The following is a 25,199-nucleotide window of genomic DNA, read 5'->3' as shown; positions in this document are numbered from 1 at the left end:
TAAAATTATTTTGTTAACAGCCCCATGGCCGTGCCCCCGTATTGCAGCTTAGCATGAATAGTCTATAATACTCAAACAGTGATAAGAGAGAATTATAGTTAAGGAGTTATGGCAAGAATAGATGTTAAGTGTAGATCAAGAATAGATGTTAAGTGTAGATCAAGAATAGATGTTAAGTGTAGATATTGTAACGACACAGAAAAAGTAGTAAAGGCGGGATATTCAATTTCAAAACAACAGAGATATCAATGCAAGCAGTGTAATCGATATTTTCAACTGTAATATATTAATAATGCCTCTAAGCCTGGAGTCAAGGCTCAGATAGTAGATATGTCAATCAATGGCTCTGGAGTTAGGGATACAGTAAGAGTATTAAAAGTGGGTATCAATACGGTTATCCGTGTTTTAAAAAAATCTAGCGTTAAAAAAGATAAATCATTCTATCAATACGATAGAAGTAATTATTGCTCCTGAAATAGATGAACAATGGTCTTATGTACAGAATAAATCCAAACAAAGATGGCTTTGGTATTCTTTGGATAAGATTTTGTTAAAAGTAGTTGCTTATACTTTTGGTACAAGATGTGATAGCACATCAGAATCATTACTGAAAAAAAACCGGAGGATTTTAAGGTTACTTTTTACTTTACAGATGGATGGGGAAGTTATGCTAGGTTATTAGATCCCAAAAAACACATTGTTAGTAAAAAAATATACTCAACGGATAGAACGGGGTAACTTAAATCTTAGAACAAGATGCAAAAGACTGGCACGTAAAACAATTTGTTTTTCCAAGTCATTGGATATTCATGATAAAGTCATCGGAACTCTTATTGAACGTATAGCCTTTTAATATCCACATCTGTAAAATGGAGGTGCGACCGAAAAATTATGCTTAATAGGTATATTATGAATCTTCAATTTGTTCTGAAGATATAATGCAAGTGCATCACATACTTGTGCTTCGGTTATTTTATCTTCTTTATTTGCATTTATTTTAGGTTCTGTGGCTTGTTCATTATTGACATAGTAATCAGGGTTTTGCGAATAATAAAACTTTAGCTTAGGTTTTAGCTCTATTCTAATATTAGGTTCTTGTCTTCGTTCAGCAGAAAGCTTACTACTGCTAATTTCACCTGCATAAATTCCTATAATCTCCTTATCTTTTTCTTCTTGAGTCTTTGCTTCTAACGATCTCTTATTTGTACTTGCATTTGCTTTGAGTCTTGCTTCTTCAATGTGATTTTCTACAATCCATTCAGCTATGCCATAAGATGTGAATTTTTGATCTTCATCTTCTTTTAAAAAACCAATGATGGTATTTTTGCGATCAAATTCCATATTAAATACACTAATAATTGAAATATTATAAAAATACATAATTATTTTAAAAATTTCAACTTTAAATTATTAATTTTGATGATTTTATAAAGTATTATTTATTTACACTATGAGTAAATGAAGAGTAGGTAGACGGAGTTTAATTTGGAAAAGAGCAGGGCATCTTGAAGCCGATAACCGCAGCGTACAACTAGTACGTGAGGATTATCAGCAAGAAACAACGTAGTCAATTTTTCAAATTAAACGAGTATGCTTTTCAAATTTAGAAAATAATGTTTTGAAGTTACGAGTAGTAGTATTTGCCACTTCTTTTGAAGTGATATTTTTGAGTTCGGCGACTTTCTCGGCAACATATTTAACGAAAGCCGGTTCATTTTGTTTACCACGCATGGGGGTAGGAGCTAAATAAGGCGAGTCGGTTTCAATCAATAATCTATCAAGCGGTACATATTTAACTATTTCCTGCAAATCAGTTGCATTCTTGAAAGTTATAATACCTGACATTGAAATATACAAGCCGATATCCAACATTTTTGTTGCTAGATTTTTTGAGGAAGTAAAGCAGTGGATCAGACCAGGAAATTTGCTATTACGAATTTCTGAGGTTAAAATATCTATTGTATCCTTGTCTGCTTCTCTTGTATGAATAATAACGGGTAGGAGTGTACTAGACGCCGCATGTATATGCGCTACTAGCGAATCTTTTTGTAGTTTTTTATCGTAAGGTTCATGATAATAATCAAGACCTGTCTCACCGATTCCAATAATTTTCGGATTCTGGGTTAGCTCTATTATTTCTGAATCCGTAATTAGCCTGCTGCTTTCGTTAATTTCACAAGGATGCACTCCAACACTCGCAAAAACATTTTTATACTTTTCAGCTATTTCTAAAACAATCGGTAAGTCTTCAATTTTAGTGCAGATAGTTTGCATATACTGCACATTATTTTCTAACGCTCTTTGAATGACAGAATCTAGAAGCACCGTGTCATACCGTGGCTTGACCACGGTATCCAAAAAACAACTAGTATTAGTTGTTTTAATATTTTTACCGGATCCCGCTACGAGCTCGCGGGATGACAAGTCAGTAAGTAAATTAAGATGACAATGTGAATCTATTAACATTATCTAGTGTCGATATCATTCCCGCGAAAGCGGGAATCCAGTAAAAAATAATAAAAACAAGGAAAATTATATAAAAATTTAGTATATAGTTTATTTAAAAAAGCTGGATTCCCGCTTTCGCGGGAATGACATCGAGGAAGGCAAGAATGACATAAATGTCTTTTTTTGATCCACACAACGAGACATCTATACAGAGACGAAATAATAAGATTCATACAACACACTCCTCAAATCTTGGGAATATTATAGTAGGTTCTAAAATATTGCTTTCTGCTGTTAAAGCATAATCACGCACTAAATGCTTAAATAAACGTTCTTCTTTATTTACTCCTAGCTGATCAAGCATTTTATTTGCCGAAGTCGGCATAAAAGGCTGAAGCATTATCGCAATATAACGTAAAACTTCGAGTAAAGTATATAATACCTCTAACATCTTATCATGATCAGTTTTTTTCAAATTCCAAGGTGCTTCACTATCAATATAAATATTTGCTTCTTCCGCTAAATTAATAATATTCTCAAGAATTTTATTAATCTCTGTTTTTTCCATCAATAAAATATTCTGCTTGGCAAATTTAATAGCTGTTTTTAAAATTGGCAGCTCATATATTTTATCTATAACACTTTGTGTAAGGAGCGGCACTTTACCATCATTATTTTTATAAACAAAAGCCGTACTACGCTGCAATAAATTGCCGATTTTGTTTGATAGCTCGCTATTGATGCGAGTAATTAAATTACTACGAGCAAAATTACCATCCGCACCGAATGTTATTTCACGCATCAAAAAATATCTAACCTGATCAACACCGAATTCATCAAATAATTTAATTGGATCAATAGTATTCCCAAGAGACTTAGAAATTTTTTGTCCCTCATTCGTCCACCAACCATGAGCCATAATTGTTTTTGGCAGTGGAATTTCGGCAGCCATTAAGAAAGCAGGCCAATAAACGGCATGAAAACGCAATATATCCTTACCGACTACATGTAAATCAGCCGGCCAAAATTTACCATAACTACTTTGTTCACGAGGATAACCGAGTGCCGAAATATAATTAGCCAGTGCATCAAGCCAAACATAAATTACATGTCTGACATCATTTTTGGCATTATTTGAGACTTTTATTCCCCAGTTAAAAGTAGTACGCGATACCGATAAATCTTTCAAGCCTGATTTAACAAAGCTAATTACTTCGTTACGCCTTGACATAGGTCTAATAAAATCAGAGTTTGCTTCATAAAACTCAAGTAATTTATCTTGCCATTTTGAAAGATTAAAGAAGTAACTTGGTTCTTTAATCCATTCAACCGAAGCTCCAGTCGGTGCTAGCCTATCTTCAGTTAGCTCTGACTCATCATAAAAAGCCTCATCCCGCACTGCATACCACCCTTCATAAAACCCCTCATAAATAGCGCCTTTATCTAGTAATTTCTGCCAAAAAATGGCTACGGCCTCTTTGTGCCTATTTTCTGTTGTCCTAATAAAATCATCATTAGAAATATTCATAGTAGTCATCAAATGACGAAAACTCTCAGAGGTCTGATCAGTAAATTTTTGCGGATCGATATTTTTATTAATAGCTGCTTTTTCTACTTTCTGCCCATGTTCATCAGTACCTGTTAAAAACATTACGTCTTTACCACAAAGACGCATAAAGCGAGCAATTACGTCACTTGCGACGCTTGTATATGCGTGACCGATATGGGGAACGTCGTTAACGTAATATATAGGGGTCGTGATATAGTAAGTATTCTTCATAAATGCTTCTTTATTAACTCATGTACTTCAACTGGACTTAAATCTGAAGCTTTAATTGTCTTTATCCTTTCAGGAAATCTATTACTTAATTCTTTAAAGCAATCATAGATTTTTTTATAAAAATCTATACCTTTTACGTCAAATTTATTACTCATATTTCGTAAATTTACTCTCTCAATAGCAGTATCCGGCTCTACGTCAATAAAAAACGTAATATCCGGCATAAGAGGGGGCATTAAAGTTTTGTGCAGATTATAAACTAAATCTATACCGTTTTCCAGCTCTAATCCTTGATAACAGGCAGTTGAGTCAATAAACCTATCGCATATTACAATATATCTCTCTTGCAGAGCTGGTATAATCTTTCGTACCATATGATCATAGCGCGCTGCCATAGCTTGTAATAGCTCGGACATGGGTAATAATTCTTCATGCACTAAAATTTCACGCATTTTTTCGGCAACAGCAGTGCCACCGACTTCACGAGTTAAAATAACAGAAGTATTTTGAGATTTTAAATATTCGTATAGCATTTGAGATTGAGTAGATTTACCGATTCCCTCCCCTCCCTCAAATGTAATAAACTTTCCTTGTTTCAAATTATTCATTAATTACAATTACTTTTAAGCTATAACTTTATAATCATATCTCTTAAAAAAATATTTACAAGGAAGATTACATACTTATAATCCATTATAAATTTTAAATTATTAATATATGAATAATTCATTAAGCAAAAGGGGTTTTTCGATCTTAATCGGTAATGCGATGGATCATTTTGATACTGCGCTTTATGGGTTTCTAGCTCCGTTACTTGCTAGCACTTTCTTCCCGAATCATGATAAAGTTGCAGCCTTAATACTTACCTATAGCGTTCTTGCTACGTCTTTATTTACACGTCCCATAGGATCTTATTTTTTTGGCGTAATTGCTAAAAAATACGGTGGTGTTTTTGCTTTGTCACATTCTTTGATTGGGGTGGCCTTCTCAACTAGTTTGATAGGTTTGATACCGTCTCATGCGCAAATAGGTTGGCTTGCACCGCAATTATTAATTTTGCTTAGAACGTTGCAAGGAGTATATTCCGAGGGTGAATGCGCCATTGCTAAATTATTTATTTTAGAGAATAAAAACGAAGAGGAAGTATTTAAAGCTTCTTACCTTTATCAAACCTCTACTATGGTTGGTATTATTCTTGCTTCATTTATCAGCACTATAGTTTTAAATGTGGAGTATAATGAATATTGGAGGTTATGTTTCATATTTGGCGGGCTTACGGCTCTTATAGGTTATTTTTTGAGAAAGAGTGAGGATTGCACGTCATTGCGAGCGACTAAAAGGAGTATGGCAATCTCAGGAATTTTGCCTGAGATTGCTTCGTCAAAACCTGCAGTTTTTCCTCGCAATGACGTAGTATCGTCACTATTACTCGACTTAAACACAATTTGGAACAACAAACTAAGTATCTTACGTATTAGCTTTGCCGTAGGTTTTTCGTATATGATCTACATAGTACCTTTCGTATTTATGAATAGCTTTATTCCGCTTATTACCGATATATCACTTGAAACAATGATGGAATTTAATACCGAGTTTCTGATTTTTGATATGATTATGATTCCGATAATTGGCCATCTAACAAAAAAACTACATTATCATAAAATACTAAGCGGTACTCTGATTTTAATGAGCTTAAGCATGATTCCTTTATGGTTATTCTTGAATAATTCATCTATATGGTATGTTAATTTTGTGCGTGTTTGGGTTATAATACTAGGTGTTGGCTTCTTAACCCCTTTAAATTGCTGGCTAAATAATTTGTTTAAAACTGCCGATAAATATATGCTAGTCGGTATCGGCAGTAGTATAGGCTCTTCGCTAATCGGACGCCTTACTCCGTCAATCTGTTTAATGCTTTGGCATGTAACCAGCAGCCCTTTATCAATTGCGATTTACATAACCGCAATATCGATTATAACCTTATGGGCTGTTAGAGCGAGAAGTTAATGTTGTCACCCCGTGACTTGATCACGGGGTCCAAAAACAATATTTTTTTCTGGATACCGTGGCTGAGCCACGGTATGACAATAATGATGCGACTATAGTTTTCCAGAAAGTTAATAATAGACGATATTAACAGTAGGGATAAAAATGCCGGATATAGAGCCAAAGATATATCCAGCTGAATTTAAAGAATCAGCGATTAGATTAGCTATTGAGTCTAAGCAACCTTTTGCTCAAACAGCTAGAGAACTAGGAATTACGAGGTATAGTCTATATAATTGGGTTAATAAACATTCAAAACTCAAGGAAGTAATGAGATATGAAGAACATCTGTATGATGAATTAAGGAGATTGAAGAAGAACTAGATAGAGTAACACAAGAACGTGATCTATTAAAAAGGCTGCCGCGTACTTTGCAAAAGAATCCCAATAAGGTACGCATGGATAAAGGAAAACAGAGGTAATTTTTCCATTTCTGCTATGTGTAAATTTATGAAAGTATCACGTAATGGTTATTATGAATGGTTAAATAATCTTGGATGTAATAGGGTTAAAGAAGGTAATGAATTAACAAACAGAATTGAAATTATCTTTAAAGAAGGTAGAGGTAATTATGGAACTAGACCTATTAAAAAGGAACTATCACGGCAAGATATAACTGCTAGTAGGAGACGCATTGCAAGACTAATAAAAGAAGCTAATTTGCTATGTAAAACTAAACGTAAATTTAAAGCCATTACTGACTCTAATCATAATAAGCAAATTGCTCCTAATTTATTAAATAGAGAGTTTACAGTTTATGCTGCTAATTGTTATTGGGTTGGAGACATAACCTATGTGCCAACTGGTGAAGGCTGGCTATATTTAGCAACTGTTATTGATCTATTTTCTAGAAAAATTATAGGATGGTCTATGAGTAATAACATGAGAGCTGATTTGGTTAATAATGCTTTATTAATGGCAATATGGCAACGTAAACCAGCAAAAGGGCTTATTTGGCATACTGATAGAGGTAGTCAATATTGTTCTGATAGTCATTTAAAAATTATAAAACAACATGGTATCAAACAGAGTATGGGTCGTAAAGGAAATTGCTTGGATAATGCTGTTGCTGAAAGTTTCTTTCATACTATAAAAACAGAATTAATGTATCAATATAAATTTAAAACTAAGGAGGAAGCAAAATATGCCATATTTGAATATATAGAGGTATTTTATAACCGTATCAGAATGTATTCTGCTAACGATTATTTATCACCAGTAAGATATGAAGAGATACAAAATTGCGCTTAAACAACTGTTCGGAAAAGTGTTTACAGGTCAAATCAAAAAATAATGTGCTTGCAGAATACGCATTACGTGATATGAGTAAACCTATTGGACTTGCAGAGTACAAAATAACTGAAAATTTACCTAAAGGGATAGAAAGTGAACTCCCAACCATTGAGGAATTAGAGGCAGAGCTTGCTAAAGAATTAATAAGAAAATAGAAATGATGAGCAAACTTTTACTTACTTTAAAATTAATGCGGGCAGATAAGCCTGTAGCTTATTCATTAGTTTTTTTTCCGGCTTTGTTTGGATTATTACTTGCAAACCCTTCAAAATCAGAGCTAGTACATTTACTTCCGTTATTTATTTTAGGTAGTATAACTACGAGGAGTACCGGATGTATTATTAATGATCTATTTGATCGAAAATTTGATAAACATGTTACGAGGACTAAAGATCGACCTTTAGCAAGCGGTGCTTTGTCTGTTTCCTATGCTATTACTATAGCCATCATACTTGCTATTATCTCTTTAATCATTTTGCTATCATTAAGCAGAACAGCTATATATATAGGATTATTTGCCGTTATCATGATTGCTATATATCCGCTAATGAAGCGTATTACTTACTTTCCGCAAATCTTTTTGGGTTTTACCTTTAAACTAGGAGTATTAATAGGTTATGCGGCAGTTCAGGATAAACTTGAAATGGCAGCGATTATTATGTATTTAGCCTGTGCTAGTTGGATAATCGGATATGATACAATCTACGGCTTTGCGGATATAGAAGATGATAGAAAAATAGGAGTGAAGTCTTTAGGTATATACTTAGAGAACAAGCATTATAAGTTTTGGCTTTATATATATTATATAGGTTTTATATTGTTATTTATCCTGGCAACAAAGATAGCTAACTGTAATATCGACTATTTACCTATTTTAGCTGCCCTAATTTTACTAATATTGCAGGTAGCGACTCTTGATATCCGAAACCCTGCTAATTGTATGACAAGATTTCGAGCTAATAATTACGTTGGATTAGTTTTGAGTATGGCGTTTTGTTAAAAATATTACGATCTGTAAACACTTTTCCGAACAGTTGTTTAAGCGCAATTTTGTATCTCTTCATATCTTACTGGTGATAAATAATCGTTAGCAGAATACATTCTGATACGGTTATAAAATACCTCTATATATTCAAATATGGCATATTTTGCTTCCTCCTTAGTTTTAAATTTATATTGATACATTAATTCTGTTTTTATAGTATGAAAGAAACTTTCAGCAACAGCATTATCCAAGCAATTTCCTTTACGACCCATACTCTGTTTGATACCATGTTGTTTTATAATTTTTAAATGACTATCAGAACAATATTGACTACCTCTATCAGTATGCCAAATAAGCCCTTTTGCTGGTTTACGTTGCCATATTGCCATTAATAAAGCATTATTAACCAAATCAGCTCTCATGTTATTACTCATAGACCATCCTATAATTTTTCTAGAAAATAGATCAATAACAGTTGCTAAATATAGCCAGCCTTCACCAGTTGGCACATAGGTTATGTCTCCAACCCAATAACAATTAGCAGCATAAACTGTAAACTCTCTATTTAATAAATTAGGAGCAATTTGCTTATTATGATTAGAGTCAGTAATGGCTTTAAATTTACGTTTAGTTTTACATAGCAAATTAGCTTCTTTTATTAGTCTTGCAATGCGTCTCCTACTAGCAGTTATATCTTGCCGTGATAGTTCCTTTTTAATAGGTCTAGTTCCATAATTACCTCTACCTTCTTTAAAGATAATTTCAATTCTGTTTGTTAATTCATTACCTTCTTTAACCCTATTACATCCAAGATTATTTAACCATTCATAATAACCATTACGTGATACTTTCATAAATTTACACATAGCAGAAATGGAAAAATTACCTCTGTTTTCCTTTATCCATGCGTACCTTATTGGGATTCTTTTGCAAAGTACGCGGCAGCCTTTTTAATAGATCACGTTCTTGTGTTACTCTATCTAGTTCTTCTTCAATCTCCTTAATTCATCATACAGATGTTCTTCATATCTCATTACTTCCTTGAGTTTTGAATGTTTATTAACCCAATTATATAGACTATACTTCGTAATTCCTAGTTCTCTAGCTGTTTGAGCAAAAGGTTGCTTAGACTCAATAGCTAATCTAATCGCTGATTCTTTAAATTCAGCTGGATATATCTTTGGCTCTATATCCGGCATTTTTATCCCTACTGTTAATATCGTCTATTATTAACTTTCTGGAATGTCAACAGCGGTCGAAAAATGATACATAATTTTAATATATACTGTTTGAAAATTGATACAGTATAATAAGAAATCATTTGATATTTAAGTCATAAGATTATCCTCCTGTTTATTAATCACCTCTATTGATACAAGACCAGCTTTCTTTTTATTTCTAAGTCTGAAACTATCCCCTTTAATATTGAGTATCGTGGAATGATGGAGCAGACGATCTAAGATAGCAGCTGTAAGAGCACTATCCTGAGCAAGATTATTGCGCCAGGTCGCACCTCCATTTTACAGATGTGGATATTAAATGCTATACGTTCAATAAGAGTTCCGATGACTTTATCATGAATATCCAATGACTTGGAAAAACAAATTGTTTTACGTGTCAGTCTTTTGCATCTTGTTCTAAGATTTAAGTTACCCCGTTCTATCCGTTGAGTATATTTTTTACTAACAATGTGTTTTTTGGGATCTAATAACCTAGCATAACTTCCCTATCCATCTGTAAAGTAAAAAGTAACCTTAAAATCCTCCAGTTTTTTTCAGTAATGATTCTGATGTGCTATCACATCTTGTACCAAAAGTATAAGCAACTACTTTTAACAAAATCTTATCCAAAGAATATCAAAGCCATCTTTGTTTGGATTTATTCTGTACATAAGGCCATTGTTCATCTATTTCAGGAGCAATAATTACTTCTATCGTATTGATAGAATGATTTATCTTTTTTAACGCTAGATTTTTTTAAAACACGGATAACCGTATTGATACCCACTTTTAATACTCTTACTGTATCCCTAACTCCAGAGCCATTGATTGACATATCTACTATCTGAGCCTTGACTCCAGGCTTAGAGGCATTATTAATATATTACAGTTAAAAATATCGATTACACTGCTTGCATTGATATCTCTGTTGTTTTGAAATTGAATATCCCGCCTTTACTACTTTTTCTGTGTCGTTATAATATCTACACTTAACATCTATTCTTGATCTACACTTAACATATATTCTTGTCATAACTCCTTAACTATAATTCTCTCTTATTACTGTTTGAGGATTATAGATTATTCATGCTAAGCTGCAATACGGGGCACGACCAAAAAAGATAAATCATTCTATCAATACGATAGAAGTAATTATTGCTCCTGAAATAGATGAACAATGGCCTTATGTACAGAATAAATCCAAACAAAGATGGCTTTGATATTCTTTGGATAAGATTTTGTTAAAAGTAGTTGCTTATACTTTTGGTACAAGATGTGATAGCACATCAGAATCATTACTGAAAAAAACCGGAGGATTTTAAGGTTACTTTTTACTTTACAGATGGATAGGGAAGTTATGCTAGGTTATTAGATCCCAAAAAACACATTGTTAGTAAAAAATATACTCAACGGATAGAACGGGGTAACTTAAATCTTAGAACAAGATGCAAAAGACTGACACGTAAAACAATTTGTTTTTCCAAGTCATTGGATATTCATGATAAAGTCATCGGAACTCTTATTGAACGTATAGCCTTTTAATATCCACATCTGTAAAATGGAGGTGCGACTCTTTCTTTCAAGCCATGTAATTTGTAATACCGTATCTGACATACGTTTTTAAATTACCATTGTATTTTTATAAATATTAAACCAATTAATAAACATTATTCATTGACTTTTTGTCCAAAAGTACTAGAACAAAATTACATATATGTAATTATGCTTATTGGTTGAATATAATACGACCAAAATATCGTATGGTTACAAACATATCAAGATGTTTTAAATAAAGCAAGAGGACATTACGCTTTGCTATAAGTTTAAGTGCTTTCTTGAATGAGTTTTAGGAATTTTGTGTACAAATTTTAATTTTTATATACAGGGAGCCTAAATGATCGGCGTTATTATGCTTTAGGTAATTAAGTTCTTACTTAAAGCATCAATAAAAATGGAAAAATATTTTATGAGCAAGAAAGAAACAGGAAGTTTTAACTGTGAAAAAAACTGGATATAAGTTTAGAAAAATTTTCTAAACAGATAAATGATATCAAGGAGTCATTGGATATATTTTTATTAGACAAAGAGTATATTTTAGAATCAGACGACGAGGATGATTATGACTATAATGAGGTATGGATAAAAATTTCATCATAGCTGGGCTCTGTGAAAGAAAATTAAATTAATTTATTTTTGCTCTTTTTGGATACAAATAATTTAATTTTTCTTCACAGAACTTAGAATTTTTTCTGATTAGCGCAATAAAAAAGCCGGAGGCGGTAAGAATAATTCCAAGCCAGATAAAGCTCATCATTGGTTTGTAATATATTTTAGCATGAATTATATCGCCGTCTATATTACTTAAAACAGCGTAAAGATCATATGATAAGTAAGAGTATATATCGCTTTCTTGCGATAAACTTTTTTCAACTATATAAAGTCTATTTTCCGGCTTTAATATAGTTATATTATGGCTATTATCTTCAAGCCAAAATTCAGCGATTTGTCTATAATAATTTTTACCTTGAGCAAACTTAATATTTTGCAATGTTACTTTAAATTCGTTAAATGTTTTACTTGTTCCCACCTCTCCGGTAAAATCCATTTCACTTTGTAATAATGCATTCATAGTGATACTAAAGCTAATCATGGCGAAACCAAAATGCCCAAGTATCATACTAGCGTTACTTGCTTTAAGCTTATTTCTAAAATAATTGGTTTTAATCAAAAGATAATGCACATTATGAAGCATCAGAAATATAGATGCGATTATAGTTAAAATCGATATGATACTAAATGTTACTTTTGATGATATTAAATAAGTAATTATTAGAGATAATATTAGAATAATAATATGTTTTTTAATAGAGTTTCTGGTAGTAAATAATCCTATGGTACAAAGAGTAGGAATAACGAATATAATAAAATTGTTGATGAAAAACGTCTCACTAATAATAATAGGTTTATCATCAAATAAAGAGTAAATTGGTGGGTAAAGGGTAGCGCATATTAGGACGATAAGACTAAGTAGGAAGAATATGTTGCCGAGGAGTATTCCGAGTATGTCATGCCGTGGCTTGACCACGGTATCTTGTAAAACAGTCTGTGATGGTAAACTTCTTGAGATCCCGCGATCAAGCCGCAGGATGACACAGAGTCCACCAATCCCCATAATCAAAAATATCCCAAGTAAGTACATTCCTCTCTCAGATGAGAATGCAAAAGAGTGAACAGAGGTAATAAGGCCGGATCGGACTAAAGCAGTACTAAATATTACCAGCAAGAAAGTAACTATTGATAAAATTATAGTCCAGGGGTCTATACGATTTGTTTTGGTAGTAACTACTATAGAATGATGTAGCATAATTCCGGATAACCAAGGAAATAGCGAAATATTTTCTACTGGATCGAAAAACCAAAATCCACCCCAACCGAGTTCTCTATATGCCCACCAAGAACCAAGACTAATTCCGATAGTAGTAAATAAAATGCCGATATTTGAAAATATTTTGAGAAGCCTTATGTCATTAATGGATTTCTGCTTTTTCAGGAATGACATAGAAAGAGACGAGAATGACATAGAGGCACAAACAATAGTAAAAGGTACGGCGTAGCTAACATAGCCGAGATAAAGTAAAGGGGGGTGGATGCTCAAAGCAATGTCTTGTAGCATTGGGTTTAGCCCGAGCCCCTCTTTAGGGATAAAGGAAAAAACGTTAAAGGGATTAGAAGTAAAATAAATAAAACTGCTAAAAAGTAATTGTATAGCTGATAATATGATGATAGATAAAAGTTTAAGCTGTTTATCTTTAGCTAAAAATATATAACAGCAGCTGATAATTTGTAATAAACAAAACCATAATAACATCGAGCCTTCGTGACTCGACCAGCTACCGGCTATTTTATATATTAACGGTTTTAAAGTACTAGAATTTAGGAAAACATTTTGTAGTGAAAAATCGGAAACAATGAAAGCATGGACTAGGGTAACAAAAGCAAGTATAGCACATAAGGCGGCTTTGTAGAAAGGAAGAGTGATGAGGTAAATGTCATTCCTGCGGAAGCAGGAATCCAGTCTTTGATAAAATAAAGATTTTTTCTGAATTCCCGCTTTCGCGAGAATGACATAAGAGACAAAAGTTACATAAATAACCGACATCCCACTTAAGCACATCGTAGCTAGCAGTAAAAAATTACCGATGTTACTCACTGTTTTGTGCTTCCTGGGTAGTAGGTAGTACAGTAATTTTTACACTATCAATCTTATTGGCAATTTTCTTTAAAATAATTACCTTTAAGTTAAATATTTCTGTTACTTCTCCCTGATTTGGGATTCTAGCAATTTTATGGATTATTAATCCTGCGATAGTGTTTGCATCCTCATCTGATAAATTCCAATCAAGCTCTCGATTAATATCCCTAATAGTCGTAGTTCCTTTTATAATGAACTCGGTATTAGACTTTTTGATAATTTCATTATTAAGCCTATCATGCTCGTCGGTAATAGGTCCTACGATTTCTTCTATAACATCTTCAAGAGTAATAATACCTAGCAGAGTACCATACTCATCTACAACACAAGCAAAATGATTATTACGCTCTCTAAAGGCATGTAACTGGTCTACTACGAGTGCATTCTCAGGGATAAACCAAGGCGGAGTTAAAAGTTTATTAATATCAATTTTTTTTGCATCATTATTGTTTTCGTATAATGCTTTAAGCAGATCTTTTAAATTAAGAATACCTATTATATTGTCTCTATTATCTTGCCATAAAGGTATACGTGTATGAGAGCCTGATAATAAAGTTTTAATTATTACTTCATGAGGTAGGTCGATATTAAGAGCTATAATACTACTTCTATGAGTCATAATTTCCGATACCGTCATATTACGTATATCTAAGATCCCGCCAAGCATATTACGATCGGATTTATAAACTCCGCCTTCTTGATGGTAATGCTCAATAACACCTCTTACTTCCTCCGTTCCTGATATTTGAGGATTTAAATTAATACGAAATATGAAGCAAAATATTTTTGTAATGTAATCAAGAGCAATATTAATAGGTTTGAAAAGCTTTAAAAAGATTACGATAGTTGAAGCCATTTTTAATGCTAATTGTTCAGGCTTAGCAACGGCTATTGCTTTAGGTACTACTTCAGCAAAAACAATAATTATAAAAGCCATAACGCCAGAAGCAACAATGAGTCCATTATCTCCGAGAAAGCTAATAAAGAGAGTAGTAGCAATAGTAGTGCAAATCGTATTGATTAAACTATTGCCTATTAGTAGAGTTCCTATGACTTTTTCTTTTTTCTTAAGAACCTCTAAAACTGTTTTAGCACGCTTATTACCGGCTATTTTAAGCTTATGAATCTTCCCTGGTGAAGAAGCTGTAATAGCGGTTTCGGTAGCAGCAAATAAAGCAGATAAGGCGATCATTATTATAATAACGATCACAAGTATGGTAGTCATTCTTTGTTAAAATATAAATTAACTATAAGTAATTATATTAGGAATTATAGATTTTGCCTAATGTTTTTTTAGACTTCTTGCATGACTTGCTTCTAAGGATAATTTGTACGTCAATCCAGTACTCGCATCCTCGCGTACTTTATTGTACGCTGCGGTGCGAGGTGAAGTGTTTCCGAAGGGGTTCCTCCTTATTAGCTACGTTATATAAGAAGTCTAGCGTCTTATCGATGGATTATTTTTTCTTTGACCAACCATATTCTGAAATTTATTACTTGGTTGTTGGGGTGGGGTTGCCTTTGCTTGACTCATCACTTCCCTAGCTTGTTGTTTAGTCAAAACCCTAGTTAATATTGCTACATGCCGCTCTCTTACATCTTTCCCTTTACCTAATGCTTCTGCCTCAGTAAGAATTGGTTGGCCTTTAGCTTTTCTAATACCGTTCTCTACAGAAAAAGGACCGCAATCTGAACTATTATCTTGCTGTCTTGTTTGTTCATCATAAATAAATGGGGGTGTTTTATTTTTAAATGCTTCGTTTATTGTGTCACGTAATATAGTATTATCCCTATCCATAGAATGCCCGAAGGAATCGTTAAAAGTTATAGTTACTTGATTATCTTGTTTATTTGGAGTCATAAATAAGTTACACCAATGTCCGGTACCCATCTCTACTGATATCACTGCACATTCTTTTCCGTTGTCTTGTATATCTTTAATGGCTCTTTTTAAAATATCTATATTAATTTTTTGTTCAGACTCTAGGGCATTAAGAAGCTTTTCTACTTGTTTTTCACGTTCTTTTTCTGGAAGATTAAGTATTTTTTCTCTGTCTTCTACTTCTTTTAAAGCTGTAGTATTTCCTCTCAGCACTTCTTCCATATCCTGAATTTCTTCCAAAGCTTTTTGTTTTTCTTCGGGTGATAATATAAGATCTTTAAGGTTTTCTTCTATAGTTTTAGTATTTTGTAAACTAATAGCCGGTTGTATAGAGACATTCATATCTTTTAATTCTTCTACCAAGATATTTATAATGTCATTTTGATTGTACCAATAATCTTGGTTTTTTACATTATTAATATCTTCTTGAGATATCTCATATTTAAAATCATTGATATTAAAATCATTACTTGGATTAATAGAAGCACTAGCAGGCATCATCACTTTATAATCTTGCTCTGTCACACCAAATGGCTTATCTTGTTGCTTTTGACTTGAACCTATAACCGGAGAGTTTTTAGAGGCCTGTTGTTGCGGTTGATTTACAGGAGGTATAACAGTCGCCGATTTCGCTTGTGTTATTGTTGACTTCGATAATTGTTGTTTTGCTTTTAGAGATTCCTCATACATTTGCCGTGGAATTCCTAGTTTTTTCCATGGCTCTTGGTCATTAATAGGAGATTGCTGCGTAGGGGTAGCAACTACTTGCTGTCCTTGCGCTATTGCCGGTTTAGGCTTTGGTTCCGCTTGTGCAGTTAGGTTTGCTGATTCTTGAGTTTTGGACTCTTCTTTTTTACCGAATATTGCTTCTTTAAAACTAGTTACCGTATCTTTAAAATAGTTAAAAACTTTTCTAAAGAAGCCTGGTGGTTTTAGTTGGTTTTCTTCTGGAGGTTCATATAGTGTTGTTTGTTCTGCTTGTATATCCCCGGATCTATCTCTCATAACTTTCTCTGTATTAAAATTAAAGTCGATAGGATTTATCTCAGCTTTACCTAAATCTTTTTGGAATTGCGCTGATATTTGCGATACATACTTTGTTAGGTTCTGAGCTGCGTTGCTTGTATCTTTTAGAATTTCATTAATTTCGAGTTTTAGTCCGTAAATTTGATCTTCAGAGGTAATACCGAATTTAGCAGTTATAAGACTTGTTGCTTCATCCGTAGAGATAGGCCAAGTTTCTATTATTACTCTGCCACCTTGATTTTTAGCATTTTTTATTATTTTATCTAATTTTGCTTTATCAGGTATCGTATCAGAGAGTAAATGGTCAATTTCACGATCATATACAAGATTGTTAAAAACAGATGTTACTAAACTTATATCCGTAACTGCAGTGGTTTTATCTTTTGGTACTATACCATCGGTTATGGCTAAATTTTGATCTGCTTCATTTGTAAAAAAAACATGATCAACTTTTTCCATAACTTGCTTCCAGTAAGCTTCTAGCTCAGAATTTTGAATTAGTGAATTATATCGATCAAAAGTAATAGTAGTTTTTATATTTAAATTTTGTGCATTAATTAAATCTTGTACCTGAAAAATGGGTTTTACATTATTACTATTAAGTTGAATGTTAAAAATCGGCGTTTTGTCTTCTTTGCGAGATTTTTCTAAGATTTCCGAAAAAATACGTTCTTTATCGGGTATATGGGATTCTTTATTAACTTGAAGCTGGATAATAGGTAGTTTATTTTGAGTTTCCTGATTTTGTATTTCCTGATTTTGTATTTCCTCTAATATCTGATTTTTGTTGCCAAGTAAAAGAGTAAATATAATAGGCTCAGTCATTACTAACCTTTATTAAAAAATATTAGGTTCTATGAAAATTTCTAATTAATTTGCTATTTTGAGATATTTTTTAGCGAAAATTAATAAGATTTTTGAAGGAATAGTTATTCATATTTTAAATAAAATCTTATAATTTGCAGCAAAAAATAGCCAAAATTCAATCTTTTTAGAAATATTCGCAGAAGCTATATATAATTATCAGAATTTTTGAGCTTTAAATCAAGCTATATTTAATAATCCGTGCTTTAGCTTATATAATTTATCCAGTTTATGTGCTAACTCATAGTTATGTGTTACCATAATAACGGCGGTATTTTGCTGCCTTGCTACTTTTAAAAATAAATTAAATACTTCACTTGTGGTTTTGGGGTCTAAATTACCGGTTGGTTCATCTGCTAAAATAATTTTCGGCTTATTAATTAAGCTCCGAGCTACTGCGACTCGTTGCCGCTCGCCTCCTGATAATTCTCCGGGCATATTATAGAGCTTTCTTCCAAGTCCTAAACTTTCTAATATCTTTGTTGCATCCTCTATTGCTTCTTTTTGATCAAGACCGCTAATAAGCCTTGGCATAATAACATTTTCAAGGGCGGTAAAATCTTTAAGTAAGTGATGTTGCTGATAGATAAAACCTAAATAATGAAGACGAATTAGATGATTTTTCTTATACTCGCTATTTGGTATAATGATTTGACCGTTTGTAGGTTTATCAAGTAAGCCAGCAATATGTAGTAAAGTCGATTTGCCGCTACCTGAAGAACCTATTATAGCGATTAATTCACCTTCATTGACAGTTAAATTAAGATCATCGAGTACCCTAACAACAGTTTTGCCTTGGCTGTAATGTTTTGAGATATTTTTTAGAATGAGGGCTGTATTATTCATATCTTAGGGCATCCACGGGGTTTAATTTTGAGGCTCTATAAGAAGGATAAATTGTTGCAAGAAAACACAATATTATAGATAAAGAGGTAATTAAAATAATATCCTCAGCTCTTACTTTTGAAGGTAAACTATAAAGAAAATAAATAGCTGCCTCGAAAATTTTAGTACCGGTTATACGCTCCAAATAATTTTTGATAGCTTGGATATTATGAGAGAAAGTAACACCAAGGATTACACCTAGTGTTGTGCCAAGCAATCCTATAAACATTCCGTTATAGATAAAAATAAGCATTATTTGCTTAGTACTTGCTCCCATGGTCCTAAGAATTGCAATATCTGAAGTTTTATCTTTAACGAGCATAAATAAGCTCGAAATAATATTAAATGCGGCGACCGTAATAATTAAAGATAGGATAGTAAACATAGCAGTACGCTCAACAGCAAGGGCACTTAAAAATTGTGAATTTAAGATTTGCCAATTAAATACGTATAGGTTTGGACCTAATAATGATTGTATTTTATATGAATATGCAAGAGCTTTATCGGGATCTAAACTATTAATTTCGATTAAATTAATATCGTCGCCAAGAGATAAGAAATTTTGCGCTGCGGTAAGCGGCATTAATATTGTTGTCAAATCATAATCATACATACCGCTATTGAAAATTGCGATAACTTTAAATTCTTTTGACCTTGGCATATTGCCAAAGGCCGTAGAAACTGAATTCGGTGAAATTAATCTAATCTTATCCCCGACAGTTACTCCTAAATTGCTTGCTAATTGTTCTCCGAGCGCTATTACGTTTTTGCCGCGAAAATTATCAAAACTACCAAAATTTACATTTTTAAAAATTTCATTTCTTAAACTTAGATCCTTTAATTTTATACCTTTAACAAGTACACCGCTATTATTACTTTTACCAAGAGCCAAAGCTTGGCCGTGAGCAATAAATGCTACATGTTTTACATAATCTTGTTTTAGGAGTTTAGCTTTAATCTCTTCATAGTTATCAATACTACCACCTTGCCGATTTATTACTATATCCCCATTTAACCCGATAATATTTTTAGTAAGCTCTATATGAAAACCGTTCATAACGGACATTACGACTATCAGTGCTGCAACGCCAATCATTACGCCAACTAAAGAAAAGGCAGAAATAATAGAAACAAACTTTTCATTTTTCTTAGCTCTAAAATATCTGAAAGCTATTTTGAAGATAAAACTATTATTAATCATTTTTATTTATATTTGTTATTTTAGAAGCTTTTTATGTCATTCCCGCGTAGGCGGGAATCCATTACCTTAAAGCTTTTTAAAAGCTCGATTTATCTCGCTTTACGCTGGATTCTTGCTTTTGCAGGAATGACATCGATTCTTAAGCTGATACCCATGTGGTACGACACAGCTGCATTTACACTCTCTCAGAAATCTCAAAAACATTATCATATTTAAATAACTTAGGTAGCGTTACTAACCCAAATATCGTAACAATACATATAGTAATGCTAAGAGGGGCAAAAGTACCGTTATATAAAAAGCCTACTAATTGTAATCCAAATGCCGTTAGAATCAATCTAGCCGAAGTAAAAATAGCAGTCATACGAGCTTTACCATCGGGGATAGCTTCTAAAAGTAGAGGCCATAATATGTTAATCGGATATATTACACCAAGTGATAATAATAGCGTAACTATCGTTATGATTAAAGGATTATTAATATTAAATATAATCAATATGCTATTTCCTACCAAGAATAGTATTATAAATATAACGCCAAAATAGAAGCAATTTTTAATACCGAATTTTTTAAAACAATGACCGCTTGAAAAGCTCATAATGGAAAATAAAGCTGCCATTGATCCTTGGTAAAGTCCAAAATATTCTAAAGTTACACCTAAATCTTGCATATATAAAATAGGTGCAATCCCGATAAATATCCAATATCCTTGAGCAAGAAACATCATTGTAAGTATATAATATATAGCTTTTCTAGATTTAAAAATAGGGATATATTCTTTTAAAGAAATACGTATTTTTTTGTTAACTTCTCTTTTTGGAATATGAAATATACCTAGAATTAAGCTAATTAAACCAAGTGCGAATAATAAAACAAAATTACCTCTCCATCCCCAAAATAAATTGACGTAACTGCCTAAAACCGGTGCAAAAGCCATAGAAAGCGTAATAGTGCCGTTTAAAATGCCCATTAATTTTTGCTGCTCTTGTACCGAATAAATATCAGCAAGTACGACATATACTAGCACCGCAACCGATGATATCCCGCATCCTTGCAAAAATCTTCCAAGTAATATAGCTTCATAATTATTTGCAAATACACAAAATAAACTACCAAGATTAAAAATCAATAAACCAAGTATAATAATCGGTCTGCGTCCGTACCTATCTCCTAAATTACCGACTATAAGCGAAGTAATACAATAAGCAGTTAGGTTTACACCGAGTAATAATTCTGTCATAAAAGTCGAAAGCTTGAATGTATCCTGTATTTCAGGGAAACTTGGAACGAATAAATCTATTTCCGCTCCAGCAAGTATTTCCATGATGATTACGGTAATAAGTAATTTCATAAATAATTTGTTATTTTTAGGTTGTTTTAGTAAAGTATTGTTGCGTGGATTGATTTTTCCGTCATTGCGAGAAGAGGCTGCAAGTTTCAACGAAGCAATCCAGTAAAAAAATTCTATAAATCAGGATTTTTTAATTATTTTTCTGGATTGCAGCAAAGCTTCGCTCCTCGCAATGACGATTCGGGTATTCATGCAACAACGCTTTTGCAGGAATGACATAGAAAGAGCCAAGTTATAACTTACAATAATTATCGTATTATTGCACTAAAGAATAAATAGATATTTATACATGACACGATAACTGGAGGATTGAAAAGGAAGAGAAAGCAGAAGCTTTTACTGATATATGTTAAGAATAATTATTCCTAACATGTAGGACTGCTAATAAAATTATTTTGTTAACAGCCCCCTATCAATTTTAAAAATTAATTAAAATATTACTGATTAATTCCTAAAGCTTGTTTTTGAGCATCAGTAGTATTCTCCATTACCCACTTTTGAACATCAGGACTTAACATATTGTACTGATCCGCTGTTAAGCTAGCAACCCAAGCCTGCTGGTCGTCGCTACTCATAGCTTGTATTTGGATTGTTGTAACTGAAGCTGGGTCAGGCATTTGCATTGATGAAGCAAATACTGGACTTGCGAAAGCGAGAATTAATAAAATCTTCAATAAATTTTTCATTTTGTAAACCTTTTTTGTTTTTGTAATTATGATTATAACAAAGTCATAATGGCTTTCAAGCTAAATTATATTAAACATTTAAATTTTTTTATACCGAGGAACTTTTATTGTAACAAATATATCAATTATCTACTTTATTGTCATTCCTGTGAAGTTTTACTTGTGTGGATCGGTGTATGTCATTCCCGCGTAGGCAGGAATCCAGTAAAACATATAAAAAAACGAGCTTTCTATATGCTATTTTATCAGATATGTAACTTCTTCATCAATATTAGAGTTATTTTTCTGGATTCCCGCCTACGCGGGAATGACATACTCCATTTATACTGTTAGCTGCTCTCTACAAATATTGCAATAAATTTCTGAATTTTGTAATAAATTATTATGTGTTCCGCTAGCAGCTACTAGTCCTTTGTCTATTACTAAAATATTATCAGCTGATTCTATACTACTAATTCGGTGAGCGATTGATATAATAATTTTTCCTTTCATCATTTTTCTTATAGCTGTTAATAATTTTTGCTCGCTCATCGTATCTAATGCACTCATTGCTTCGTCAAGAAGTAAAATTTTCGGCTTGCGAAGTAATGCTCTAGCAATAGCTATCCTCTGTTTTTGTCCTCCTGATAATCTAGCGCCTTTTTCACCTATTTTAGCATTGATACCGTCATGGATTTTATCTGCAAATTTTGCGATTCCTGTAATTTCTATTACTTCTTCTATTTCATTATTGCTTGCTCCATCGTTACCGAATATAATATTTGATCTTATAGTACCAGAAAAAATACTAGCTTCTTGGGGTATATAAGCGATTAATTTACGGATTTCGATAGGATTTAAATAAGCTATATCTTGATTGTTAATAAGAATAGCGCCGCTTTCTTGTCGGTAAAAATGTAATAATAGCTGAATTATGGTACTTTTTCCTGCGCCTGATCTACCTACAATCCCAATAAATTTATCGGCATTTATCTTGAAAGACATGTTGTTGATAATTCTTAAATTAGGTCTTGAATGATAGGAAAAATCTACATTTTTAAATTCTATCGAGATTGAGTCGGAATTATTTAATTCTAAATAATCATTATGTGCTATAGGCGACTTATCTATAATTGTAATTATTCGCTCAAGGGCTGTAACAGGTAAATGTATCTCGCTTAGTAGTTCAAAAATACCGCCGCAGCTAACTCCGGCAATAATTGCATAATAAATAAATGATATAATTTGTCCTGCTGATAGATTACCTTTAACTATATCCAAGACTCCAATCCAAACGACTAAAGTAATTGCAAGAAATATAACGGATATTGAAATCGCGAAAAATAAAGCACGAATTTTTAAACGGGTTTTGCAGTATGTTAAATAACTTTGTAGTTTAATGTCAAAATCGGTAATTTTATTTGCTTGATTGTTAAAAGCATAAATAGCTCTAATATTATTAAAAGTTTCATCAATATCTGATGCTAAAAGTGACTTAGATTCTAGAGCTTTTTTAGACAAAGCTTTAACATGCTTGCCGAATTTAATTAAAGGAATTAATAAGATAGGAATGGTAATAATTACTATAGAAGCAAGTTTGAAGCTTTCAAAAAACATTAACGTAATACCGCCGATTAGCATCGCCGAATTTCGAATAAAGAAAGATAAGAAATTAACAATGAGCGTAGATATTTGATCTATATCATTTGTTAAACGTGAAATTATATCGCCGATTCTTAATTCTTCAAATTCTTTAATTTCATAATTAATTAAATTACTATAGGCCTCTTTTCTTATTTGATTAACAGTTTTTTCGGCAACATTATTGATAAAATATGAACGAAAAAAACTGGCAATACTTAAGATAATAATTAATAAGGAAATATACAATATAGATTTATCAACCGATAAAATATGATCTTCAGCTAAACCTTTATCAACTAAATTTCTAAAAACACTACCGATTAGTAATAATGAAGCTGATACGCTAAGTAAAGAGATCATAACGATGATCAAGTCTTTTTTATAGAACCTTAGATATTTAGCCAGTCTATATAAAAGTTTGATATCCATTAGACCTATTTCATAACCTCCTTCTAAAGGTAATTTGTACGCCAATCCGGTACTCGCATCCTCACGTACTTTTTGTGCTGCGGTGCTGCGTTCCGTGTTTCCTTCAAATTCCTCTTTATAAGGCGGGTTATGAAAGAGGTCTATTGATTATTTTGTATGAAGAAAAGAAAATGGGGCGAGTGACGGGGTTCGAACCCGCGACCCTCAGGACCACAACCTGATGCTCTAACCAACTGAGCTACACTCGCCATAAATTAACAACCTAAATTTAGATTATCAGGAGGATTTAGTCAAGAATATTTAGGGGTAATAAGATTTATTTTTGGAAAATACGTTTTATATCGACTTACATCTCTTGTTAATAAGTCTATCTTTAATATACTCGCATGAGCAACAATAAAAAAATCCGGTAATATTGAATTTTTAATACCGCCATTCAATTTATATTTTTGAAAGGCTTTACCTGCTAAAAACAATGCCCCTGTAGACATAGGAGTAAGTTTAAAAAAATTTTCAGTTATTGTAGCCTCTAACCCTTCTATCCTTTTGAACCCAATTGATATTTCAGTATAAATAATATCATTAACTATAAGTTCGTGAAATTGCGAGAGTAATTTAAGTTTGTTTGAAGAGCGCTCATATCAATTATTATCAAAAGTTATAATATCTAGTATTATATTACTATCGACTAAAATCATGATCTAGTTAATTTCATTATTTCATCGGTAGACATGCTTGATGTACTTTTACCTGATAATTGTTGTATTAATTTTATACCTCTTTGATTGGAATTTTTTTCTTTTTTAATAAAAACTCCATCTTTATATAAAATGAAAGAAATTTCAGTGTTAGGCAGCATTCCTAATTTACTTCTGATATCAATAGGTATGGTAATTTGTCTTTTAGTAGATATTTTCATAATTATGAAATAATTTTATCATTAGAATTAATGTATACTAAAAGTAAGAAATTTACAAGTATGATTTTTACTCTATATTCTTTAATTCTTGAATAATTTTTTTTGTTCATAATTTTATTTAATTGCAATATAATTATTTATATGGACAAACTGGGTCGCGCCCCCCCGTATTGCAGCTTAGCATGAATAATCTATAATCCTCAAACAGTAATAAGAGAGAATTATAGTTAAGGAGTTATGACAAGAATATATGTTAAGTGTAGATCAAGAATAGATGTTAAGTGTAGATATTATAACGACACAGAAAAA

At 32.4% G+C, this 25,199-nt stretch carries 25 protein-coding genes, 1 tRNA gene and 3 pseudogenes; 7 read left to right on the top strand and 22 right to left on the bottom strand.

All coding sequences use genetic code 11. From position 1 onward, the window contains the following. The first annotated feature begins 108 nt into the window (after positions 1 to 108). Positions 109 to 853 (top strand): annotated as a pseudogene (locus tag AAGD46_RS01885) (IS1 family transposase). Here the strand turns inward: AAGD46_RS01885 and AAGD46_RS01880 are convergent. The 4 genes from AAGD46_RS01880 to tmk form a co-directional block, all read right to left on the bottom strand. Next, positions 850 to 1,380 (bottom strand): hypothetical protein, encoded by a 531-nt coding sequence (locus AAGD46_RS01880; protein ID WP_341787543.1) that lies wholly within the window; start codon positions 1,378 to 1,380, stop codon positions 850 to 852. The pseudogene AAGD46_RS01885 and the gene AAGD46_RS01880 overlap by 4 nt on opposite strands. Positions 1,381 to 1,575: 195 nt before the next feature. Further along, entirely contained in the window at positions 1,576 to 2,466 is an 891-nt protein-coding gene (locus AAGD46_RS01875; RefSeq protein ID WP_341787542.1) for a TatD family hydrolase, read from the bottom strand. A gap of 211 nt (positions 2,467 to 2,677) precedes the next feature. Continuing rightward, positions 2,678 to 4,228: a methionine--tRNA ligase gene (metG, locus tag AAGD46_RS01870; protein ID WP_341787541.1), complete on the bottom strand. Its 1,551-nt coding sequence runs from the start codon at positions 4,226 to 4,228 to the stop codon at positions 2,678 to 2,680. Next, positions 4,225 to 4,836, bottom strand: coding sequence for a dTMP kinase (gene tmk / locus AAGD46_RS01865; protein WP_341787540.1), 612 nt, complete (start codon positions 4,834 to 4,836; stop codon positions 4,225 to 4,227). Before tmk ends, metG begins: the two co-directional genes overlap by 4 nt. 109 nt (positions 4,837 to 4,945) lie before the next feature. Here tmk and AAGD46_RS01860 point away from each other — a divergent pair, with 109 nt between their 5' ends. The 5 genes and pseudogenes from AAGD46_RS01860 (at position 4,946) to ubiA (ending at position 8,567) form a co-directional block, all read left to right on the top strand. Continuing rightward, a complete protein-coding gene (locus AAGD46_RS01860; protein ID WP_341787539.1) occupies positions 4,946 to 6,235 on the top strand; it encodes an MFS transporter in 1,290 nt (429 codons plus the stop codon). Between the two features lie 144 nt (positions 6,236 to 6,379). Continuing rightward, on the top strand, positions 6,380 to 6,598 hold the full coding sequence (locus AAGD46_RS01855) for a transposase (RefSeq protein WP_341787538.1): 219 nt from the start codon (positions 6,380 to 6,382) through the stop codon (positions 6,596 to 6,598). A 57-nt stretch (positions 6,599 to 6,655) separates the two neighbouring features. Then, a complete protein-coding gene (locus AAGD46_RS01850) occupies positions 6,656 to 7,525 on the top strand; it encodes an IS3 family transposase (protein WP_341787868.1) in 870 nt (289 codons plus the stop codon). Positions 7,526 to 7,554: 29 nt separating this feature from the next. Beyond that, positions 7,555 to 7,722: pseudogene (locus tag AAGD46_RS01845) on the top strand (DUF1016 domain-containing protein); the annotation flags it as partial. A gap of 2 nt (positions 7,723 to 7,724) precedes the next feature. Continuing rightward, positions 7,725 to 8,567 carry a 4-hydroxybenzoate octaprenyltransferase gene (gene ubiA, locus AAGD46_RS01840; protein ID WP_410525945.1) on the top strand — a complete coding sequence of 281 codons (843 nt, stop codon included), beginning with the start codon at positions 7,725 to 7,727 and terminating at the stop codon, positions 8,565 to 8,567. 38 nt (positions 8,568 to 8,605) lie between these two features. Here the strand turns inward: ubiA and AAGD46_RS01835 are convergent, their stop codons facing one another. The 6 genes and pseudogenes from AAGD46_RS01835 to AAGD46_RS08635 all read right to left on the bottom strand — a co-directional run bounded on the left by AAGD46_RS01835 (position 8,606) and on the right by AAGD46_RS08635 (position 10,607). Then, positions 8,606 to 9,427 carry an IS3 family transposase gene (locus AAGD46_RS01835; RefSeq protein WP_341787859.1) on the bottom strand — a complete coding sequence of 274 codons (822 nt, stop codon included), beginning with the start codon at positions 9,425 to 9,427 and terminating at the stop codon, positions 8,606 to 8,608. A 105-nt stretch (positions 9,428 to 9,532) separates the two neighbouring features. Then, positions 9,533 to 9,751, bottom strand: a complete 219-nt coding sequence (locus AAGD46_RS01830; RefSeq protein WP_341786903.1) for a transposase — start codon at positions 9,749 to 9,751, stop codon at positions 9,533 to 9,535. A 129-nt stretch (positions 9,752 to 9,880) separates the two neighbouring features. Next, positions 9,881 to 10,036 (bottom strand): annotated as a pseudogene (locus tag AAGD46_RS01825) (ATP-binding protein); the annotation flags it as partial. Then, entirely contained in the window at positions 10,009 to 10,242 is a 234-nt protein-coding gene (locus AAGD46_RS08645) for an IS1 family transposase (protein WP_410525958.1), read from the bottom strand. The gene AAGD46_RS08645 and the pseudogene AAGD46_RS01825, both read right to left, overlap by 28 nt. A gap of 166 nt (positions 10,243 to 10,408) precedes the next feature. After that, the gene (locus tag AAGD46_RS08640) at positions 10,409 to 10,462 is read right to left on the bottom strand and encodes a hypothetical protein (RefSeq protein ID WP_410525954.1); all 54 of its coding nucleotides are present in this window, start codon (positions 10,460 to 10,462) and stop codon (positions 10,409 to 10,411) included. A gap of 1 nt (position 10,463) precedes the next feature. After that, complete coding sequence (locus AAGD46_RS08635) at positions 10,464 to 10,607, bottom strand: IS1-like element transposase (RefSeq protein ID WP_341786690.1); 144 nt, start codon at positions 10,605 to 10,607, stop codon at positions 10,464 to 10,466. A 551-nt stretch (positions 10,608 to 11,158) separates the two neighbouring features. On the opposite strand from AAGD46_RS08635, the gene AAGD46_RS08630 reads away from it, so the two are divergent. Continuing rightward, the gene (locus AAGD46_RS08630; protein WP_410525951.1) at positions 11,159 to 11,314 is read left to right on the top strand and encodes an IS1 family transposase; all 156 of its coding nucleotides are present in this window, start codon (positions 11,159 to 11,161) and stop codon (positions 11,312 to 11,314) included. Here AAGD46_RS08630 and AAGD46_RS01815 read toward each other — a convergent pair. The 12 genes from AAGD46_RS01815 to AAGD46_RS01755 form a co-directional block, all read right to left on the bottom strand. Continuing rightward, the gene (locus tag AAGD46_RS01815; RefSeq protein ID WP_341787537.1) at positions 11,258 to 11,386 is read right to left on the bottom strand and encodes a hypothetical protein; all 129 of its coding nucleotides are present in this window, start codon (positions 11,384 to 11,386) and stop codon (positions 11,258 to 11,260) included. The two genes, AAGD46_RS08630 and AAGD46_RS01815, sit on opposite strands and share 57 nt — an antisense overlap. Before the next feature lie 568 nt (positions 11,387 to 11,954). Next, the gene (locus AAGD46_RS01810) at positions 11,955 to 13,847 is read right to left on the bottom strand and encodes a heme lyase CcmF/NrfE family subunit (protein ID WP_410525957.1); all 1,893 of its coding nucleotides are present in this window, start codon (positions 13,845 to 13,847) and stop codon (positions 11,955 to 11,957) included. A gap of 127 nt (positions 13,848 to 13,974) precedes the next feature. Further along, positions 13,975 to 15,249 carry an HlyC/CorC family transporter gene (locus tag AAGD46_RS01805; protein ID WP_341787535.1) on the bottom strand — a complete coding sequence of 425 codons (1,275 nt, stop codon included), beginning with the start codon at positions 15,247 to 15,249 and terminating at the stop codon, positions 13,975 to 13,977. A gap of 213 nt (positions 15,250 to 15,462) precedes the next feature. Next, entirely contained in the window at positions 15,463 to 17,757 is a 2,295-nt protein-coding gene (locus tag AAGD46_RS08625; RefSeq protein WP_410525944.1) for a hypothetical protein, read from the bottom strand. Between the two features lie 219 nt (positions 17,758 to 17,976). Beyond that, positions 17,977 to 18,642 (bottom strand): ABC transporter ATP-binding protein, encoded by a 666-nt coding sequence (locus AAGD46_RS01790; RefSeq protein WP_341787534.1) that lies wholly within the window; start codon positions 18,640 to 18,642, stop codon positions 17,977 to 17,979. Then, positions 18,635 to 19,882 (bottom strand): lipoprotein-releasing ABC transporter permease subunit, encoded by a 1,248-nt coding sequence (locus tag AAGD46_RS01785; RefSeq protein WP_341787533.1) that lies wholly within the window; start codon positions 19,880 to 19,882, stop codon positions 18,635 to 18,637. The genes AAGD46_RS01790 and AAGD46_RS01785 overlap by 8 nt, the downstream gene beginning before the upstream one ends. 175 nt (positions 19,883 to 20,057) lie before the next feature. Next, positions 20,058 to 21,233, bottom strand: coding sequence for a multidrug effflux MFS transporter (locus AAGD46_RS01780; RefSeq protein ID WP_341787871.1), 1,176 nt, complete (start codon positions 21,231 to 21,233; stop codon positions 20,058 to 20,060). A 437-nt stretch (positions 21,234 to 21,670) separates the two neighbouring features. Beyond that, positions 21,671 to 21,919 carry a DUF2673 domain-containing protein gene (locus AAGD46_RS01775; RefSeq protein WP_341787532.1) on the bottom strand — a complete coding sequence of 83 codons (249 nt, stop codon included), beginning with the start codon at positions 21,917 to 21,919 and terminating at the stop codon, positions 21,671 to 21,673. A gap of 321 nt (positions 21,920 to 22,240) precedes the next feature. Then, entirely contained in the window at positions 22,241 to 23,971 is a 1,731-nt protein-coding gene (locus AAGD46_RS01770; protein ID WP_341787531.1) for an ABC transporter ATP-binding protein, read from the bottom strand. Positions 23,972 to 24,142: 171 nt separating this feature from the next. Further along, positions 24,143 to 24,219 (bottom strand) — tRNA-His (locus AAGD46_RS01765). Between the two features lie 42 nt (positions 24,220 to 24,261). After that, entirely contained in the window at positions 24,262 to 24,534 is a 273-nt protein-coding gene (locus tag AAGD46_RS01760; protein ID WP_341787870.1) for a hypothetical protein, read from the bottom strand. A gap of 131 nt (positions 24,535 to 24,665) precedes the next feature. Next, positions 24,666 to 24,890: an AbrB/MazE/SpoVT family DNA-binding domain-containing protein gene (locus AAGD46_RS01755; protein WP_341787530.1), complete on the bottom strand. Its 225-nt coding sequence runs from the start codon at positions 24,888 to 24,890 to the stop codon at positions 24,666 to 24,668. Positions 24,891 to 25,199 lie beyond the last annotated feature (309 nt).

This window comes from Rickettsia endosymbiont of Cantharis rufa, assembly GCF_964026445.1.
Taxonomy (GTDB): domain Bacteria; phylum Pseudomonadota; class Alphaproteobacteria; order Rickettsiales; family Rickettsiaceae; genus Rickettsia.
The sequence above is the reverse complement of the archived record's forward strand: the minus strand, read 5'-3'. Positions and strand labels throughout refer to the sequence as shown.

Excerpts from the sequence above, each read along its gene's own strand:
- AAGD46_RS01880 (WP_341787543.1), bottom strand. The coding sequence starts at position 1,380 with ATGTATTTTTATAATATTTCAATTATTAGTGTATTTAATATGGAATTT.
- AAGD46_RS01875 (WP_341787542.1), bottom strand. The coding sequence starts at position 2,466 with ATGTTAATAGATTCACATTGTCATCTTAATTTACTTACTGACTTGTCA.
- metG (WP_341787541.1), bottom strand. The coding sequence starts at position 4,228 with ATGAAGAATACTTACTATATCACGACCCCTATATATTACGTTAACGAC.
- tmk (WP_341787540.1), bottom strand. The coding sequence starts at position 4,836 with ATGAATAATTTGAAACAAGGAAAGTTTATTACATTTGAGGGAGGGGAG.
- AAGD46_RS01860 (WP_341787539.1), top strand. The coding sequence starts at position 4,946 with ATGAATAATTCATTAAGCAAAAGGGGTTTTTCGATCTTAATCGGTAAT.
- AAGD46_RS01855 (WP_341787538.1), top strand. The coding sequence starts at position 6,380 with ATGCCGGATATAGAGCCAAAGATATATCCAGCTGAATTTAAAGAATCA.
- ubiA (WP_410525945.1), top strand. The coding sequence starts at position 7,725 with ATGATGAGCAAACTTTTACTTACTTTAAAATTAATGCGGGCAGATAAG.
- AAGD46_RS01830 (WP_341786903.1), bottom strand. The coding sequence starts at position 9,751 with ATGCCGGATATAGAGCCAAAGATATATCCAGCTGAATTTAAAGAATCA.
- AAGD46_RS08635 (WP_341786690.1), bottom strand. The coding sequence starts at position 10,607 with ATGTCAATCAATGGCTCTGGAGTTAGGGATACAGTAAGAGTATTAAAA.
- AAGD46_RS01815 (WP_341787537.1), bottom strand. The coding sequence starts at position 11,386 with ATGTCAGATACGGTATTACAAATTACATGGCTTGAAAGAAAGAGTCGC.
- AAGD46_RS01805 (WP_341787535.1), bottom strand. The coding sequence starts at position 15,249 with ATGACTACCATACTTGTGATCGTTATTATAATAATGATCGCCTTATCT.
- AAGD46_RS08625 (WP_410525944.1), bottom strand. The coding sequence starts at position 17,757 with ATGACTGAGCCTATTATATTTACTCTTTTACTTGGCAACAAAAATCAG.
- AAGD46_RS01790 (WP_341787534.1), bottom strand. The coding sequence starts at position 18,642 with ATGAATAATACAGCCCTCATTCTAAAAAATATCTCAAAACATTACAGC.
- AAGD46_RS01785 (WP_341787533.1), bottom strand. The coding sequence starts at position 19,882 with ATGATTAATAATAGTTTTATCTTCAAAATAGCTTTCAGATATTTTAGA.
- AAGD46_RS01780 (WP_341787871.1), bottom strand. The coding sequence starts at position 21,233 with ATGAAATTACTTATTACCGTAATCATCATGGAAATACTTGCTGGAGCG.
- AAGD46_RS01775 (WP_341787532.1), bottom strand. The coding sequence starts at position 21,919 with ATGAAAAATTTATTGAAGATTTTATTAATTCTCGCTTTCGCAAGTCCA.
- AAGD46_RS01770 (WP_341787531.1), bottom strand. The coding sequence starts at position 23,971 with ATGGATATCAAACTTTTATATAGACTGGCTAAATATCTAAGGTTCTAT.
- AAGD46_RS01755 (WP_341787530.1), bottom strand. The coding sequence starts at position 24,890 with ATGAAAATATCTACTAAAAGACAAATTACCATACCTATTGATATCAGA.